This is a genomic window from Acinetobacter ursingii DSM 16037 = CIP 107286, assembly GCF_000368825.1.
Taxonomy (GTDB): Bacteria; Pseudomonadota; Gammaproteobacteria; order Pseudomonadales; family Moraxellaceae; genus Acinetobacter; species Acinetobacter ursingii.
Genome location: NZ_KB849719.1, coordinates 94031 through 111806, shown reverse-complemented (window position 1 = coordinate 111806; position 17776 = coordinate 94031). Strand labels below are relative to the sequence as shown.

Here is a 17776-nt window from a genome sequence, read left to right as displayed (position 1 = left end):
CTTTGCCGCTAGCTAACTGCCCGCTCAAGAGATTTTTGATATGACCACAATTATCAAACAAGATGACTTGATCACTTCGGTCAAGGATGCCCTTCAATTCATTTCTTACTATCACCCGCAAGACTTTATTCAAGCCATGAGTCGTGCCTATGATCGTGAAGAAAACCAAGCTGCTAAAGACGCGATTGCACAAATCCTGATTAACTCGCGTATGTGCGCAGAGGGTCATCGCCCAATCTGTCAGGATACGGGGATCGTCAACGTTTTCCTTGAAGTGGGCTTAGACGTTAAATTTGATCTTAGCATGAGCTTGGATGATGCCATTAATGAAGGTGTACGTCAGGGTTATTTAGAGAACTCTAATGTACTTCGTGCTTCTGTTTTAGCTGATCCTGCTTTTGGTCGTAAAAATACCAAAGACAACACCCCTGCGGTGATCCACTATAAACTCGTTCCGGGTAATAAAGTAGATATTACGGTTGCAGCCAAAGGTGGCGGTTCAGAAAATAAATCGAAACTTGCGATGTTAAATCCATCTGATTCGATTGTGGATTGGGTACTGAAAACTGTTCCAACCATGGGTGCAGGCTGGTGTCCACCGGGCATGCTCGGGATCGGGATTGGCGGTACTGCTGAAAAAGCCATGATGCTTGCCAAAGAAGCATTGATGGAAGAAATCAACATGGACGAATTGCTTCGTCGCGGCCCTCAAAGCAAAATGGAAGAACTTCGTATCGAGATCTTTGAGAAAGTCAATGCACTCGGAATTGGCGCGCAAGGTCTTGGTGGTTTAACCACAGTACTGGATATTAAAATCAAGGATTATCCTTGCCATGCTGCGAGCAAACCTGTCGGTATGATTCCAAATTGTGCGGCGACTCGTCATGCACATTTCCAACTAGATGGTTCTGGTGTTGCTCATATTCAGGCACCAAAACTTGAAGATTATCCTGCTGTAACATGGGATTCATCTAAATCTAAACGTGTGAATTTAGATACCATTACTCAGGAAGAAATGAACTCATGGCAGCCGGGTGATACCTTATTGCTGAGTGGTACCATGTATACAGGTCGTGATGCAGCACATAAACGTATGGTCGATATGATCGACAACGGCGAAGAATTACCTGTTGATCTTAAAGGTAAATTTATCTATTACGTGGGTCCAGTTGATCCAGTAGGCGATGAAGTGGTTGGCCCTGCTGGTCCGACAACCGCAACCCGTATGGATAAGTTCACCCGTAAAGTACTTGAACACACTGGCCTGTTCGGCATGATTGGTAAAGCAGATCGTGGTCCAACGGCGATTGAAGCCATTAAGGACAATAAAGCGACTTACCTCATGGCAGTCGGTGGTGCAGCTTATCTGGTGTCTAAAGCGGTGCGTGAAGCTGAAGTGGTTGCCTTTGCTGACTTAGGTATGGAAGCGATCTACAAATTTGTGGTTGAAGACATGCCTGTTTCAGTGGCTGTTGATGTGAATGGTACATCCATTCATGCGATTGCGCCTAAAATCTGGCAAGCCAAGATTGGTAAAATTCCAGTTACTGATGCTGCGGCAGTTTAAATACTTATCTAAGATATAAAGAAAGCACCTTTCGGGGCACTGCTGTCCCATACTTAGAGTTAAATAAAAAACCTGAGTCCAAAGTAGTTAAAATATAAGTGCGAACAAACACTTCAACTACAAGGATTCAGGTTTTGTCACATCAGAATACTGTATTTCATCAATTACTCAAACCTATTTTAAGACAAGATTTTGAACGTCTCGCAAAACAACACCATCAAGGACAAAAATTAAGATCTGCAACACGATGGGATCAATTTATTGCTATTTTGATGTCCCAACTTTCCTGTAGGCAAAGTCTGAGAGATATTCAATCCAATCTCGAATCCCAGCAGGAAAAGCTCTATCATCTTGGCGCGAAAAGAATTGCGCGAAGCACCTTAGCAAGACTCAATAAAGAACAGCCCGCCAGCCTGTATCAGCAATTGTTCACGCAGCTGCTTCAGCACTGTGAAAACTCTAAAACTGCACATAAATTTAGATTCAAGAATCCTCTGTATTCACTAGATGCCAGTCATATTGATCTTTCACTGTCATTGTGTGAGTGGGCAAAAGTGCATGAATCCAAAGCCAGTATTAAACTAAGTGTTGGCTTAAATCACAGCAATACCATTCCTGAATTTGTAGCGCTTGGGAATGGTATTGAAAATGATATGGTGCAAGGCAGAGCATTTAAATTTCCTGCTGGCAGCATTATCGTCTTTGATAAAGGATATGTTGATTATCAATGGTTTGCTCAGTTGACACATCAGAAAGTCAGCTTCGTAACTCGGCTACGCCCAAAGACAGTTTATCAAGTTAAATCAAGCCGCAGCGTATTAGCGACTAAAGGCATTATTGCGGATGAATATATTGAATTAAGCAGTGCGCATGCCAAGAAAAGAGGCGCACCTAAGTTATTAAGACGTATAGAATTTTATGATACAGATAAGAAAAGAACATTCGAATTTCTGAGCAACAACTTTCATCTGGCAGCATCCACGATTGCTGCAATTTATAAAGACCGCTGGAAGATTGAGTTATTCTTTAAAGCCATCAAGCAGAATTTAAAACTGAAGTCATTTCTAGGTCGAAGCCGCAATGCAATACTAACGCAAATATGGATTGCATTAATCGCCTATTTGCTTGTGAACTTCGCTAAACACATGGCACAAGAAGAATGGAGTGTTCAGCGTTTACTGCGAATTATTCAGGTTAATTTATTTGAAAGGAAACTTTTAAGGTCACTCTTTGTGCCTGATAAAAAATGGCGAAAACAAGAAGAACCTCAATTGAGGTTCTTCTTGTGATATTTGTGGGACAGCAGTGCCTTTCGGGGTGCTTTTTTTGTCAGTAAATTTTATCCAATCTATACAAAATCATTAACGTATCGTTTTATTTTCTAATTGATTAGTTCTTAATAAAAAAGTATTCACGATAATATTTCAGCTCGGCGATCGAATCACGAATATCATCCATCGCTAAATGCGAAGCATTCTTTTTCAAGCCGCTCATGATTTCTGGACGCCAGCGTTTAGCCAGTTCTTTCACACTCGACACGTCCAAATTACGGTAATGAAAAAATTGTTCGAGTTCAGGCATCAAACGATGTAAGAAACGGCGATCCTGACAGATCGAATTACCACACATGGGCGAGCTTTTTGGGCTGACCCATTTTTTTAAAAATTCAAGCGTTTGCTGCTCTGCATCCTGAGCGGTTAATTTGCTACGACGCACACGTTCAATCAAGCCGGACTGTCCATGTTGACGTGTATTCCATTCATCCATAGCATTTAAAATACGATCTGGCTGATGCACCGCCAAAACTGGACCTTCTGCCAAAATATTTAAATGATCATCTGTAATAATCGTTGCAACTTCAATAATCTGGTCATTGTCTGTATCTAAACCAGTCATTTCGAGGTCAATCCAGATTAACCGTGTATCTAATGTGCTGCTCATGAATATGGAATCTTAAAGGCTTGAAAAACATCAATAGTAGCAAATTAATTACATCTTGGCTGTAATTCCATAGCCAGTTCATGCTATTTTTGCCACCTCAAACAGTGGGTTTTAGGAATGAATGGCTCTAATTCGTAAACGGCGTTTAACTGAACAACAGCAACGCCGCATAGACAAACAGCATAAGGCACGCCAAGAGGAAATCGAGACTTCTCATGATCTGGAAGGCTTGGTTGTGCAGCACTATGGTCGCCAACTTGAAGTACAGGCTTTATCAGTACCCGAGCCTCATCCTGAAAAACCCGTAGTTGCTGAGGGTGAACCAGAACCTTTTTGGAAACCCATAGAAATCGGCAGTGTCTGGCGTTGTCATACGCGCACCAATCTTGAACTCTTGGTCACAGGTGATCGAGTCAAATGGCAGGCCGATCCCAATACAGGTTTAGGCATTATTACTGCCATTCATCCACGCCAATCCTTACTCACTCGTCCTGATCGCTACCATAAAGTCAAACCTGTGGCGGCCAATATCAGTCTGATTGTGATTGTCTTTGCGCCATTGCCAGAACCTGCACCGAGTCTGATTGATCGATATTTAGTCGCCTGTGCAGACGCCAATATCCCTGCGCTGTTGGTACTCAATAAATCTGATTTACTACAAGACCATGATCCAATTTTGACCTTGCTCGATGAATATAAGGCGCTGGGTTATGAAAGTCTGATTTGTCAGGCCAAAGGTGATTTATCAGCGTTACGTGAACGACTCGATGGTGAAACCGTGGCATTTGTTGGGCAGTCTGGTGTGGGTAAAAGTTCACTCATCAATGCCATCGTGCCAGATGCAGAACAAAAAACCAATATCATTTCAGAGAACTCGGCATTGGGACAACACACCACCACGTCCACTCGGTTGATCAGTTTTGGTCAAAATGGTGCGTTGATTGATTCTCCTGGGATACGTGAATTTGGGCTTTGGCATTTAAATGCCGATAAAATTCGTGAAGGCTTCCCAGAAATTGCAGCGCACTTGGGACATTGCCAATTCCGTAATTGTACGCATACGCATGAAAAACAGTGCGCACTCAAAAATGCGGTTGTCGCGGGTGAAATTTTACCGCGCAGACTTGAAAGTTATTTGCGTTTAAATGAAGAAATTCAGGATGCGCAACAAAAAAGTTAATTTTCTATCAAAATTACCCTTGAACTGGTGATTTTGATCACCATGTATATGAGCTATACTCTACGTCAATTTTAAGCTGAATTAGGTGACTTGTGGAACGCTGGTTAGAGTTTATGGGGAATCACCCCTTTTTGTTTGGAATCTTGGCTGTTTTAATTGTGCTGTTCTTTGTGTTTGAAGGGCAACGTAATGGTCGTAAGATTTCCCCACAATCACTTGGTATTTTAGTTAAAGCGAAAAATGCTCAACTGATTGATCTACGTGATGCGGGTGATTTTCGTGAAGGTCATATCAGCGGTAGTCGTAACATTCCATACAGCCAACTGACTAGCCATATTGATGAGTTAAAATCAAGTGACCGCCCATTGGTGTTCATTTGTAATTTAGGTCAGGTTGCAGGTAGTGCCCTGCAAAAAGTTGGTCATGCTGACAGTTATCGTCTTGATGGCGGAATTAGTAACTGGAAAGCACAAAACCTGCCACTGGTGAAAAGCAAAACCAAAGCTTAAGGAGAACTTTATGTCTGCAAATATCACGATTTACTCGACCACAATGTGTCCGTATTGTGTGCGTGCAAAACAGCTTCTTGAGCGTAAAGGCGTTGAGTATAAAGAAATTAATTTATCCAATGAAGCACCAGAAGTACGTGTTGAATTGATGCAACGCACCAATCATCGCACTGTGCCTCAAATTTTTATTAATGATCAGTTTATTGGTGGTTTTGACCAGCTTTATGCTTTAGAGCGTGATGGTAAACTCGACCCGTTACTGGCCTAAACTCGCTTAAATTGTAAAGGAAAAAAGAATGAGTGAAGAACAACAAACTCAACCACAACTCGCTTTAGAACGTCTTTATACCAAAGACATTTCATTTGAAGTTCCTGGGGCGCAAGTTTTTACTAAACAATGGCAACCAGAGTTGAATATCAACCTTTCATCTGCTGCTGAAAAAGTTGATCCAACGCATTTTGAAGTGTCATTAAAAGTAGTGGTTCAGGCCAATAATGATGGCGAGACAGCGTTTATTGTAGATGTCACTCAAGCAGGTATTTTCCTGATTGAAAATATTGAAGAAGAACGCCTTCCATACATTCTAGGTGCTTACTGCCCGAACATTCTGTTCCCGTTCTTGCGTGAAGCAGTCAATGATATGGTGACAAAAGGCAGTTTCCCTCAATTACTGTTGACTCCTATCAACTTTGATGCTGAATTTGAAGCCAATATGCAACGTGCTCAGGCAACCGTTGCTGAAGGTCAGGCTTAATTGCCCAAATAGAAAACCACCGTTTGGTGGTTTTTTTATGCCTAATATTCGGTCAGGCTTTATTTAAATTTTTTATGATTTTCATTGCGAATATTAAGCAGGTTTTTGCCTTCTACTTTCGCCTGAGCCAATTGATTGGCTTTGACCAATCCAGACGTCTTATCAATTTCAGCGACCAATTGATCAAGTCCAGCCTGATAGGCTTTAACATCAGCGCTATGATCTGGCTGATTTTTTAATTTATTGGGTTTCGATGTTTTAGAATCAAGCGCAGCCATTCGCATTTTTGTCAGCGCAGAACTGGCATCGTTGGCATTAGTCGATTTATTAAAATCTGCATAAGCAGTTGCAATTGTTACCATGTTGTCATGTAAAGTGGCTGCCGTCGCAAGGTGGCTCAATCCAAAACAACTTAGAAACAATGCACTGAACCATACTGTCTTCATCGGTGCATTCCCTGTTTAGTCAATCATTTGACTGCTCAAACATAACCAAGTTTCAAAAAAAGAAAAAGCGCCTTTTGTTGGAGCTTTGTCTTAAATTTAGCTGCATAAACACAGGCGATTTAAATTTTGCGTTTTAAAGCATCAGCAATGGCTTCGACCAATTGCTGCGAAATTTCCTGTTTAGAGGCTTTTTCTAGCTCACGTTTCTTCATATGATAACTTTGTGCAAAAAATACCGTCATGGCATTTTCATCTGAAGCAAAGCCAATATCTTTACGTGAGACATCGTTACAAGCGATCATATCCAGTTTTTTCGCCACTAGTTTGCCTGCTGCATATTCTTCAACATTTTGCGTTTCTGCGGCAAAACCCACCATAAATGGGCGCTGTTGTTGCTGTGCAATGGTCGCAACAATATCTGGATTTTTAATCAGAGAAACTGCTAACTCATCGCCTGCTTTTTTAATTTTTTGATCTGCCACTTGAGCAACGCGGTAATCTGCCACTGCTGCCGTTGCGATAAAAATATCACAGCCTTCATCTAGCGTTTGCATACTCGCATCCAGCATTTGCACAGCTGAAGCAACATTGACACGTTGCACACCATTTGGCGTATCCAGCGTTACAGGGCCTGCAATTAAAGTCACCTTCGCACCTGCTGCATAACACGCTGCGGCTAGAGAAAAGCCCATCTTACCCGTACTATGATTGGAAATATAACGCACAGGATCAATCGCTTCACGTGTAGGCCCTGCGGTCACCACCACATGCTTACCTGCCAATAATCCAAATTTTTCTGCGATGGCACGTTGGGCTTTATGAAAATATTCGCGCACCTGATAAGCCAATTGTTCAGGTTCAGGCATACGCCCCAGACCAACATCCCCACAAGCTTGCGAACCTGCATCAGGCATGATCACATGAATGCCATCTTCCACCAATGTTTGTAAATTGCGCTGTGTGGCTTTTGCTGCCCACATTTGCTGATTCATGGCAGGCGCGACCCAAATAGGCGCTTTAGTCGCCAAATACAAGGTACTGAGTAAATCGTCTGCTAAACCGTGCGCAAATTTTGCCAAAGTATCGCAGCTTGCTGGCGCAACCAAAACCAAGTCGGCCCAACGCGCCAACTCGATATGCCCCATGCCCGCTTCTGCTTCAGGATCTAGTAATTCGGTATGTACAGGATTACCTGAAAGTGCCTGAAAAGTTAAGGGGGTAATAAATGCTTGTGCGCCGTGGGTCATCACCACACGCACATTAAATCCATAATCTTTTAGCCGACGAACGATAATCGCACTTTTGTAGGCTGCTATGCCGCCAGTAACCGCTAGGATGATGTTTTTATGAGGAATAACACTTAAATCAAAGCTCACAAACAGCTTACCTTTATGTTGCAGTGGCGCTCACAATAGCATTAAATACGCGCATACCCAAGTGATTGGCTATGAAATCAGAATTAAAATAATGGCAATAAGTGATATTTATAATGAATCATTCTATTAAACAATCGATCAAAGCGTGGCCACAACAAGAACGCCCACGTGAACGCCTGCTAGAACAAGGCGCAAGCAGTTTATCAGATGCAGAATTACTGGCGATTTTCTTACGTTCAGGCTCCAGACAGCATTCTGCGGTTGAACTGGCTAGACTCCTGATTCAGCATTTTGGGGGACTTAATCCTGTATTTGACGCTTCACAGGAAGAGCTGTGTCAGTTTCATGGAATGGGCGCGACCAAATATTCACAATTAATGGCAGTCAAGGAGTTAGGCAGGCGTTATTTGAATAATCATTTTCATCAAGATCATTTAAATCTGGATTCATCTCAACTGGTACTCGATTATTTATGTTATGAGTTACAAGGTGAAACGCAGGAAGTATTTGCTGTCCTGTGTCTGGACAGTCAGTTACGCAAGTTACATTTCAAGAAACTGTTTTTTGGCTCTACCAATTTTTGCAGTGTTTCAATCAAACAAACCTTGCGTTATGCCATTCAACAACATGCTAGTTTTATCGTGATTGCACATAACCATCCCTTTGGTGAAGTACAGCCTTCGGTCGAAGATATTGAAATGACCCAACAGTTAAAACAGGCTTGTGAATGTGTCGAGATCAAGTTGATTGATCATATTATTGTGGCTAAACAGGCAACTTTTTCATTTGCTGAACAGCGACTGCTCAATTTATAAAATCATGTTGCAATTGTATTGACAAAGCCTGATCAACTGGTAAAGATCATAAAAAAATCCTTGCCCGTTGAATCATGATTGTACGCGACCAAACCGATCTCATAAAGTTACTGTTTTCTTGGCGCGGAACGATTTTACCCAAAATTTTACCTGCTCTCGGCGTGGTGATGCTGCTCTCTGCGATTGTCGGTGGGCTTGAATATACTCAGATTTATCATTTCCCAGAACTTCCCCTTGTCGGTTTTACCCTCATTGGGGTCGTACTTTCCATTTTTTTAGGCTTTAAAAATAGTGCCTGTTATGATCGCTGGTGGGAAGGCCGTAAACTCTGGGGAGCCTTGATCGCCAATGCGCGTCATTTTGATCGGGACTGTCGTATTTTGCCACAAGGTCGTCGTGAAAAAGTCATACAACATGTGATTGTTTTTGCCAATACACTTCGTGATCGCCTGCGTCATCAAACAGCACATCCGACTGAGCTGACAGAAACCACAGGAATGAGTCAACAAGCCCTGACTCAGCTCTATCAACAACATAATGCACCACAATACACTTTAAGCCTGATTCAATGGGAGTTAATGCAATCGCTCAAAGAAGGTGAGATCAGTGACATTATTTACACGCAGTTAAATCGCTATGTCACCGAACTCAGTCTAGTACAGACCGGTTGCGACCGTATTGCCAACACTCCTATTCCTTTTGCTTACTCGGTTTTGCTGAATCGTACCGTGTTCTTTTTCTGTTTTATGTTGCCTTTTAGCGTGGGGCCTATTCTGGGTTTAGGGACGCCATTACTGGTCGGGATTTTAACCTATACTTTTTTAGGGCTGGATGCTTTAAGTTCTGAAATTGAAGAACCCTTTGGCACACAAAGTAATGACCTTCCACTCGACTCGATGGTGCGGCTCATCGAAATTGAGTTATTAGGAACTTTAGGCAGACCAACCCCACCGCCTATTCAAGCACAAGATCATAATTTGTTATAACCTCTAGCCTGCTCTTATAATCTCACGCATAGATCTTATAGAAAATGCTTTAGATCAGTGACGAATAAATTGAGAGTCAACGATTGATTTAAAGCGCTCTGTAAATTGTCCATTCCAGTACGGATAATAAGGATAAGCTGGATAAATCGCACTCGCTTGATTCAATTTTTCAACATGTTCATGCGATAAATAAATATCTTTGGCCTTTAGATTATCTTGAAGTTGTGTTTCATTTCGAGCGCCAATCAGCACACTCGCCACAGTGGGTCTTTGTAATAACCACTGTAAAGAAATTTGAGGAATGGTATAGCCTGTTTCTTCCGAAATTTCTTTCAAAGCATCAATCACTTGGTATAAATGATCTTCGTTGACAGGAGGAGCAAATTGGGCAGTATCATGCAAACGACTTTCAGCAGGGATCGGATGTTGTCGATCAAATTTTCCTGTCAAACGCCCCCAGCCTAATGGACTCCAGACCACAGCAGCAATTTGTTGATCATCATTTAAAGGCATTAACTCCCATTCATAATCCCGACCGATCAATGAGTAGTAAACCTGATTGACCACAAACTTTTCATAACCATAATGGTCGGCAATCGCTTGTGCCTTCATTAATTGCCAACCTGAAAAATTTGAAACGCCGATATAACGTACTTTTCCACTTCGAACCAATTCATCCAGTGTTTTCATCAGTTGATGCAATGAAGTAAAGCTATCAAACTGATGGAGTTGCAACACATCAATATAATCTGTACCCAAGCGCTTTAAAGACTGCTCTACGGCATATTGCAAATAGTTGCGGCTAAAACCTGCCGCATTTACCCCATCTGAGCTTCGAATACCGATTTTAGTAGAAATAATCGTGTCTTTTCTATCTGAGGCTAAAGCCTTGCCCAACATTGTCTCAGACTCGCCATCGGAATAGACATCAGCAGTATCAAAAAAATTAATTCCAGCATCCAGACACATTTGGATCATACGATTGGCTTCGGTTTGACTCGGTTGTCCCCAAGCAGAAAAAAGTTGACCTTTGCCGCCTAAAGTCCCTGCACCAAAACCAAGCTCAGAGACTTTTAAACCTGAGTTTCCTAAAAAATGATAATTCATTACTCACTCCAGCTTCGTGTTTTATCTTGTTAAATTCACAATAGCGCAATGACATTTTCAAAAAAACCATGATAATGAGAAAATACTTTTCTGATTTTATTGATCATGAATACAGAAGATTTTCAATTTTTTATTCGGGTTGCAGATCTGGGCTCTATCAGTAAAGCTGCACAAGAAGTCAATATTTCGGCATCTGTTGCCAGCCAAAGGATTCAGCGATTAGAAAACAATCTACAGTTACGTTTATTTCACCGAAGCACAAGAAAATTAAACCTGACGGAAGAAGGAAAAATACTTATTGAGCACGGTCGTCCTTGGATTTCTGATTTTTTAAATGTACAACAGTCGTTAAAAGTCAAAGACCATACTCTCAATGGAACACTCAGAATTACAACATCTTCAACCTTTGGAACGAAAATTTTAACGGCCGTTATTGCTGATTTTTCTCTTTTGCATCCTGAGCTAAAAATTTATCTGGATTTAAATGACCAAAATATTGATCTCATCAAATATGGTATGGATTTGGCGATTAGAATTGGTCAGTTGAGAGATTCGAGCTTAATTGCAAAACCGTTAACTTTAAATAAACGCTTATTGTGTGCATCTCCAGATTATCTGCAAAAATATGGTTGTCCTCAGACCCCATCTGAATTGACATTGCACCGATGTCTGTTACAACAGCATGAAAATGGTTTAACTGATCATTGGTATTTGCTTGATGAAAATGCTGAATATCAAACTATCCGTGTCAATGGATATTTTACAACGAACTCTGGTGAAGCAATCAGACAGGCATCCTTATCTGGATTAGGCATATCCAATCATTCGATCTGGCATATCGCTGATGATTTAGCCTCAGGTAGACTTGTTCAGATCCTTCACAATTATCCCGTCGAATCTACTTCGATTTATGCTGTATGGCCAAATCGAAAACTTGTTCCACCCAAAATCCAATTCTTCTTAGAATACTTAAGCCATTACTTTCAATATCAATATCCGTGGTATGACGATAAAACCAATTAAACTTTTATCTAAACACATTCCAAATCCCCTGTTGATCCGCTTTAGGCACAGGTGTATGCCCAAGTTTAATCCACGGCATATTATCGCCATGAAAATCACTGCCAATTGAAACTTTTAATTCCAACTGTTCGATCATTCGATCGACCATTTGACGAGTAGATAAGGGCTCACCACTCGATGGTAATTCCACCGCATCACCTTTGAGTTCTGCAAATAGCTCGATCAAGTAACGGACATTGGTCGCCGATAAATCATAGCGCGTCGGATGCGCCAATACAGCATATCCTTCACTCTGATGAATGATCTGAATAGTCTCTTGTAGACTCAAACCATCAAACTTCACAAAAGCGCGTTTACCTTCTTTTAAAAACCGATCAAAAGCCTGCTGCGGACGTGAAACAATGCCCTTGTTCACGAGGGTTTTGGCAATATGCGTTCGCGTGATTCGATCTGCTTCTCCATCGACCAAAGTCAGCACATCTTCATAAATATCCTGTCCGATACAACTTTTAAGTAAATGGCAAATTTGTTTGGCACGTTCTGCACGAATCTTTTTTTGTATCTTAAGTGCATCTTGTAAAGGTTCTGGCTGTTGCATATCTAAGGCGACAATATGCACCCCATAGCTCTTTTTCGTGGCTGGGCGTGACCATTGACTGGAGACTTCAACACCAGAAATGATATGAATATCATACTGTTGAGCAGTTTTTCTAACGAGCTCTACACCATCCATCGTGTCGTGATCAGTCAAGGCCAGCGTATGAATACCACATTCAACTGCCGATTTGACCAATGCATCTGGTGACAAAGTTCCATCAGAAATATTGCTGTGTGTATGTAAATCTATGCCTTGCATCTTTATACTATGCCACTTCGTTGATCCAGTTTAGATACTCTAACATGAAAGCACTTTTAGACTTTGTGCCCCTCATTATTTTCTTTTATTTATACAAAACCGTTGATCCCAAAGATACGCATCATCCCTTATTACAATTGATTGGATCAGCAGGTGGTGTTGATAACAATAATATTCTCGTCGCGACAACGGGTCTGATTATTTCCATGTTGATTATTTATGGTGGATTGTTCATTACTCAAAAGTTCCGTCTGGAAAAACAGCAATGGATTGTGCTGTTTATGACCGTCATTTTTGGCGGTATTACCTTGATGCTCAGTGATGATTTCTATATCCGTTTAAAAGCCGTGATTTTAAATCTGATTTTTGCAGGGGCATTTTTACTTTCACCGATGTTCAGTAAAGATAAGAAACCACTGATTCAACGTTTATTTGGCCCGATTTTTGAACTGAGTGAACAAGGCTGGAAAAACTTAAACTTTGCCTGGGCGGCCATGTTTGTGGTGATGTCGCTGTTACATTGCTTTTTTGCCTTTATTTTTATGCATGGCAAATATTGGGGTGAATTTACAGCTTTTGGTGACATGATCGTCATGTTTTCCTTTATCATTATTCAGTTTGTTGTATTGCGTAAATACTTTAAATCGCCTGATGCTTAAATTGCTTTAAAATCAAACTCTGAGATTGACCTATGCCATTATTTGTAGTCACCTGTACCGACAATGACGGAACTGTAGAAAAACGTTTAGCTGTTCGCCCTCAACATCTTGAACGATTACAAAAACTGGATGATGAAGGTCGTCTGATTGTGGCAGGTGCAATGCCTAAAGATCCGACCAATCCACAAGCGGGTTTTTATGGCAGTACTATTATTGTAGACTTTGACAGTCGCGAAGCACTGGATACATGGCTCAAAGATGAGCCTTTCCTGCTTGAAGGGATCTATGCAAACATTGAAGTTAAACCATTCAATAAAGCATTTCCGAAAGAGTAAAATTATGTCAACCATTTCCAAAGTGCTTATTGGTTTATCACTATTATATTCAACGGCATGGGCGGTTGAAGCTGTACCCAACGCAGCAGCTCCAACACCAGTGGCAGCAAGCGCCACGACAACTGCAACCACAACTGCAAAACCAGCGCCTGCCAATAGCGCTGTTGTTGCTGACCCAAATGCAGAAACCAAACCGTTAACAGCCGAACAAATTGCAAAAGCCAAAGCTGATCAGGACAACAAAATCAAGGCATTGGTTAAAGATCAGGCAGGACGACTCAAACAACTGGAACAAGCCAATCTGGATGCTTTAACTCAGAATCAAGAGTTACAACTCAAAAATGATAATCTGTTGGTTCAAGTTCAAGTCTTACAAAGTGAACGCAGTGCGCAAATGTTTTTGTACGGCGGTGCAGTCATGGGCGTAGGTGTATTTCTGGGCTTTCTGATTGCCAGTTATATTCACACCAAACGTCGTCGTCAGTGGTAAAATTCATCCTTTAAAACGATTTTAAAGGTTTTTTCAGTGACAAGCTCTGGTATTGAAACGGCTGAACTGGATTGGGAATCTGTCGATGGCATTGATATTCCCATTTCCAGACAGTTTGGCGATGTTTATTTCTCTAAAGCCAATGGCTTACTTGAAACCCGACATGTCTTTTTAAATGGCAACGATCTCAGTTCACGATTAGCTCAATTACAGCCCTTTCAGTATTTCTGTGTCGGTGAAACAGGGTTTGGTACAGGCTTAAATATTTTAACATTGTGGCAACTCTGGCAACAGGTACGTCCAGCTAATCAGAGCCATTTACACGCCATCAGCGTTGAAAAATATCCTTTAAGCAAAACCGATTTGATTCGTGCATTGAATGCTTGGCCTGAACTCAAACCTCTTGCCGACCAACTTATTGCACAGTATCCCCTTCCAATCGCAGGCTGTCATCGTTTAAGTTTTCCTGAAGAACGATTTAGTCTGGATCTATGGCTAGGTGATGCACATGATGTTTTCCCTATGATTGAAAAAACTAAAGCGGTTGATGCATGGTTTCTGGATGGCTTTGCGCCCTCATGTAATCCAGAGCTTTGGGAAGAACAGGTGCTCAATCACATCATCAGGCTTTCTGATAGCGGAACGACTTTTGCATCGTTTAGTGTGGCAGGTGTACTCAAGCGTGGGCTTAAAAAGCATGGCATCACGATTTCCAGACCCAAAGGGTTTGGTCATAAACGTGAAATGCTCAAAGCAATCTGGCAACAGCCTGAAGAAAAAACTGAATCATCTGCTATAGATCAGCCTACGAAAGGCTTTAAACCACAAAATATTGCGGTTATTGGGGCGGGAATCGCAGGTTTAAATGTGGCGTGGGCATTGGCTCAACGTGGACACCACATCACCATCTATGAGCAAAAGCAACCCCTCTCAGGTGGATCAGGCAATCCGTTGGCCTTGCTTAATCCAAAACTCTGTCCGATTGAACAAGCGCATGAGCATTTAATGACGCTGACCTGGCAATATGCTTTAAATTTTTATCCAAAATTTGAAGCTTTTCGTGCCATTCAAGTCAACCAAATGGCACAAAAAAACCCACAAGACTTACTCGATCTTGCAGAACAATATCCAGTTGGATTATTACAAACGCAAACGCCTGAACAGAGTCAAATTGCCACGACCTTGTCCAGTTTAAAGCTGACACAGGCTGGCGCAGTTTCTCCGCATCAGCTTCGTGATCAAATCATGAAACACCGCAATATTGACCTGAAAATTGGCAAAGTCACAAAATTGATCGAAATCGGGTCGATGGTTCAACTCATACAAGATCAACATGTTTTAGCAGAGGCAGATCAAGTCGTCGTGTGTTGCGCTAAAGCCAGTTCAGACTTATTTGAACAGTACCCTGTCCTAAAGCCGATTCGTGGTCAGGTCAGTTGGCTAAACAATAGCGAACACCCTTTAGCTCAAGACCAAGCGTATAGCTATGGCGGTTATTGTATGCAGCTAGATGCTCAACATTTAATTTTAGGCGCATCGTTTTACCCAAATCGAGAGGATGAAGATGTTCTCCTAGAAGACCATGTGCATAACTTTGATTTAATCCACAGCATCTATCCAACTTATGCACAACACTTGCCAGATCCTGCCGTTTGGCAAGGACGCGCCTCTATCCGTGCGCAAACGGCTGATTATTTCCCATTACTCGGACAAGTTCAGGAAAACTCGCGTATCTTTACCTTTGCAGGTTTAGGTTCTAAAGGTTTTTTATTTGCGCCATTGTGTAGTGAAATATTGGCAGCCTTGATGTTGTATGAAGCCTGTCCCGTGCCAGCATCATTATTACAAAAATTAAATCCGCGCCGTTTCTTCAAAAAAGTTAAAACCAAGAAACCTTATTTTAATGCTTGATCCATTTTACCCAGTAAACTGTGTAACTCTGCTTGATGATTTTGGATTGAAAAACAAAAGGCGCTTTCAGCGCCTTTTGTTTAAATAACTTAGCGATTAAGCAGGAATATCACGTTGTGAAACTGAACGAATCGCTTCTTTTAACGCATCATAGCCATGAATCGCAGGGAATTGAGGAAATTCAGCAATCACATTATCTGGCGCATCAAACAAGAAACCATGGTCTGCTTCGCCTAACATGGTGGTATCGTTATACGAATCACCTGCTGCAATTACACGGAAATTCAGACCATGCAAAGCTTTCACAGCTTCACGTTTTTGATCTGGTTGGCGGAGTTTATAAGCCGTGATCATACCTTTATCATCTGTCTCTAATTTATGACAGAAAATCGTAGGCCAACCTAGTTGTTGCATCAAAGGATGTGCAAACTCATAGAAAGTATCGGAAAGAATGATCAATTGAAAATGAGTACGTACCCATTCCACAAACTCTTTCGCCCCAGGCAATGGCCCCATATCGGCAATCACCGCCTGAATGTCATTTAAGCCTAAACCATGTTGTTTTAAAATATTTAAGCGCTGTGTCATGAGCACATCGTAGTCTGGAATATCGCGCGTAGTGGCTTCAAGCTCTTTGATGCCTGTTTTTTTTGCAAAATTAATCCAGATTTCAGGAACCAAAACACCTTCCAAGTCTAAACAAACGATTTCCATGCTCACTCCAGCGGATTTTAAAAATGGCATTAGTTTAACATGTAGACTTTTCTGCACACACAATCTTTTAAACTCAAATTGAGCGATTATTCAGGTTGACGCTTCAAATTAGATTATAATAATCTGCAAAATCAGTTGATATCTAATAAGGCACACTGGAATGAGTTTAGATTTAGAACGTATCAATGCAGAATTAGGCAATGATGCTGAAAAGTTGATTGAATGGGCGCTGCGCCTGAATGAAAAAGCCATTGTGACGACGAATTTCCGTCCGTTTGAAGCGGTGATTTTGCATATGCTGACACGTGTTAAACCCGACATCCAAGTCGTGTGGATGGATAATGGCTACAACACCGAAACCACCTATAAATATGTGGACGAAATTACCAAACGACTCAATCTCAATCTACTCACCTATCTACCGAAACGTTCTCGCGCTCATCGTGAAGCTTTGGAAGGACCAGTACCTGCATTAGATGATCCAAAGCATGAAGCTTTCACCGCAGAAGTCAAACTAGAACCATTTGAACGCGCTTTACGCGAAACTGCACCGAAAGTCTGGTTTACGGCCTTACGTGCCACCGATACCGCAGTTCGTGCGGAAATGGACGCGGTCAGTATTAATCCAGATGGACTGATTAAGGTTGCGCCATTACTCAAATGGACATCGAAAGACCTGTGGGAATATATGCAAAAACATAATCTTCCTGATAATGAAGATTATTTTGACCCGACCAAGGGTGAAGAACATCGTGAATGTGGCTTACACTTAAGTCATTAATGGCTTAGTTTTGAAAAGGTAGCTTATGAAAATGGCTACCTTTTTTATTGATCAAATGATTCAATCAAACAATGGCTTTCACAGGTCATGTTTATCTCTTTATTAAAGGAGATAATGAAAGAAAACCTAAACAGCGATGAATCAATGTCCCATAGAGACTTCATTTTCAAATGGACGAATAAGTCAATTTATAAACAACAAGTATTGAGTAAAATCAATGCTTCTGTGTTATCTCAACATTCATCACATTTTATTGGCTTTATGTACATTTTTGCTTATATACTAGTCATACACTTCTAATAGACACGTGTTCTATAATTCTAAA

Annotated in this window: 20 protein-coding genes; 14 read left to right on the top strand and 6 right to left on the bottom strand. The window is 41.3% G+C overall.

The features are described from left to right. Positions 1-40 precede the first annotated feature (40 nt). Together F944_RS15570 and F944_RS15565 are read left to right on the top strand one after the other, a co-directional pair. Complete coding sequence (locus F944_RS15570) at positions 41-1567, top strand: fumarate hydratase (protein ID WP_004992634.1); 1527 nt, start codon at positions 41-43, stop codon at positions 1565-1567. Positions 1568-1701: 134 nt separating this feature from the next. After that, a complete protein-coding gene (locus F944_RS15565) occupies positions 1702-2856 on the top strand; it encodes an IS4 family transposase (RefSeq protein WP_004992632.1) in 1155 nt (384 codons plus the stop codon). A gap of 100 nt (positions 2857-2956) precedes the next feature. On the opposite strand, the gene orn is transcribed toward F944_RS15565, so the two are convergent. Continuing rightward, positions 2957-3508, bottom strand: coding sequence for an oligoribonuclease (gene orn / locus F944_RS15560; protein WP_004992630.1), 552 nt, complete (start codon positions 3506-3508; stop codon positions 2957-2959). Positions 3509-3629: 121 nt separating this feature from the next. On the opposite strand from orn, the gene rsgA reads away from it, so the two are divergent. The 4 genes from rsgA (at position 3630) to secB (ending at position 5952) form a co-directional block, all read left to right on the top strand. Then, positions 3630-4688 (top strand): ribosome small subunit-dependent GTPase A, encoded by a 1059-nt coding sequence (gene rsgA / locus F944_RS15555; RefSeq protein ID WP_004992629.1) that lies wholly within the window; start codon positions 3630-3632, stop codon positions 4686-4688. Between the two features lie 92 nt (positions 4689-4780). Further along, entirely contained in the window at positions 4781-5197 is a 417-nt protein-coding gene (locus F944_RS15550) for a rhodanese-like domain-containing protein (protein WP_004992628.1), read from the top strand. A 10-nt stretch (positions 5198-5207) separates the two neighbouring features. After that, entirely contained in the window at positions 5208-5465 is a 258-nt protein-coding gene (gene grxC / locus F944_RS15545; RefSeq protein WP_004992626.1) for a glutaredoxin 3, read from the top strand. A gap of 28 nt (positions 5466-5493) precedes the next feature. Further along, positions 5494-5952, top strand: a complete 459-nt coding sequence (gene secB, locus F944_RS15540) for a protein-export chaperone SecB (protein ID WP_004992624.1) — start codon at positions 5494-5496, stop codon at positions 5950-5952. A gap of 59 nt (positions 5953-6011) precedes the next feature. Here secB and cybC read toward each other — a convergent pair whose 3' ends face one another. After that, positions 6012-6398, bottom strand: a complete 387-nt coding sequence (gene cybC, locus F944_RS15535; RefSeq protein ID WP_004992623.1) for a cytochrome b562 — start codon at positions 6396-6398, stop codon at positions 6012-6014. A 119-nt stretch (positions 6399-6517) separates the two neighbouring features. Beyond that, positions 6518-7774 carry a bifunctional phosphopantothenoylcysteine decarboxylase/phosphopantothenate--cysteine ligase CoaBC gene (gene coaBC, locus F944_RS15530; protein ID WP_004992621.1) on the bottom strand — a complete coding sequence of 419 codons (1257 nt, stop codon included), beginning with the start codon at positions 7772-7774 and terminating at the stop codon, positions 6518-6520. A 113-nt stretch (positions 7775-7887) separates the two neighbouring features. On the opposite strand from coaBC, the gene radC reads away from it, so the two are divergent. Both radC and F944_RS15520 read left to right on the top strand, forming a co-directional pair. Continuing rightward, positions 7888-8589 (top strand): RadC family protein, encoded by a 702-nt coding sequence (gene radC / locus F944_RS15525; protein ID WP_004992620.1) that lies wholly within the window; start codon positions 7888-7890, stop codon positions 8587-8589. 74 nt (positions 8590-8663) lie between these two features. Further along, on the top strand, positions 8664-9575 hold the full coding sequence (locus F944_RS15520; protein WP_004992618.1) for a bestrophin family protein: 912 nt from the start codon (positions 8664-8666) through the stop codon (positions 9573-9575). Between the two features lie 54 nt (positions 9576-9629). Here F944_RS15520 and F944_RS15515 read toward each other — a convergent pair whose 3' ends face one another. Continuing rightward, positions 9630-10682 (bottom strand): aldo/keto reductase, encoded by a 1053-nt coding sequence (locus tag F944_RS15515; RefSeq protein ID WP_004992615.1) that lies wholly within the window; start codon positions 10680-10682, stop codon positions 9630-9632. Positions 10683-10787: 105 nt separating this feature from the next. Between F944_RS15515 and F944_RS15510 the strand changes: the two genes are divergently transcribed. After that, entirely contained in the window at positions 10788-11705 is a 918-nt protein-coding gene (locus tag F944_RS15510; protein ID WP_004992614.1) for a LysR family transcriptional regulator, read from the top strand. A gap of 4 nt (positions 11706-11709) precedes the next feature. On the opposite strand, the gene F944_RS15505 is transcribed toward F944_RS15510, so the two are convergent. Then, the gene (locus F944_RS15505) at positions 11710-12561 is read right to left on the bottom strand and encodes a PHP domain-containing protein (protein ID WP_004992611.1); all 852 of its coding nucleotides are present in this window, start codon (positions 12559-12561) and stop codon (positions 11710-11712) included. A gap of 44 nt (positions 12562-12605) precedes the next feature. On the opposite strand from F944_RS15505, the gene F944_RS15500 reads away from it, so the two are divergent. From F944_RS15500 to mnmC, 4 genes are read left to right on the top strand one after another with little or no spacing between them, the layout of a single operon-like run. Further along, positions 12606-13220, top strand: coding sequence for a septation protein IspZ (locus F944_RS15500; RefSeq protein ID WP_004992608.1), 615 nt, complete (start codon positions 12606-12608; stop codon positions 13218-13220). A 32-nt stretch (positions 13221-13252) separates the two neighbouring features. Beyond that, positions 13253-13555 (top strand): YciI family protein, encoded by a 303-nt coding sequence (locus F944_RS15495; protein WP_004992606.1) that lies wholly within the window; start codon positions 13253-13255, stop codon positions 13553-13555. Positions 13556-13559: 4 nt separating this feature from the next. Beyond that, positions 13560-14045: an SH3 domain-containing protein gene (locus tag F944_RS15490; protein WP_004992604.1), complete on the top strand. Its 486-nt coding sequence runs from the start codon at positions 13560-13562 to the stop codon at positions 14043-14045. Between the two features lie 36 nt (positions 14046-14081). After that, the gene (gene mnmC / locus F944_RS15485) at positions 14082-15956 is read left to right on the top strand and encodes a bifunctional tRNA (5-methylaminomethyl-2-thiouridine)(34)-methyltransferase MnmC2/FAD-dependent 5-carboxymethylaminomethyl-2-thiouridine(34) oxidoreductase MnmC1 (protein ID WP_004992602.1); all 1875 of its coding nucleotides are present in this window, start codon (positions 14082-14084) and stop codon (positions 15954-15956) included. A gap of 96 nt (positions 15957-16052) precedes the next feature. On the opposite strand, the gene thrH is transcribed toward mnmC, so the two are convergent. Next, on the bottom strand, positions 16053-16670 hold the full coding sequence (thrH, locus tag F944_RS15480; RefSeq protein WP_004992598.1) for a bifunctional phosphoserine phosphatase/homoserine phosphotransferase ThrH: 618 nt from the start codon (positions 16668-16670) through the stop codon (positions 16053-16055). Between the two features lie 160 nt (positions 16671-16830). On the opposite strand from thrH, the gene F944_RS15475 reads away from it, so the two are divergent. Then, positions 16831-17451 carry a phosphoadenosine phosphosulfate reductase domain-containing protein gene (locus F944_RS15475; protein ID WP_004992597.1) on the top strand — a complete coding sequence of 207 codons (621 nt, stop codon included), beginning with the start codon at positions 16831-16833 and terminating at the stop codon, positions 17449-17451. Positions 17452-17776: the final 325 nt, after the last annotated feature.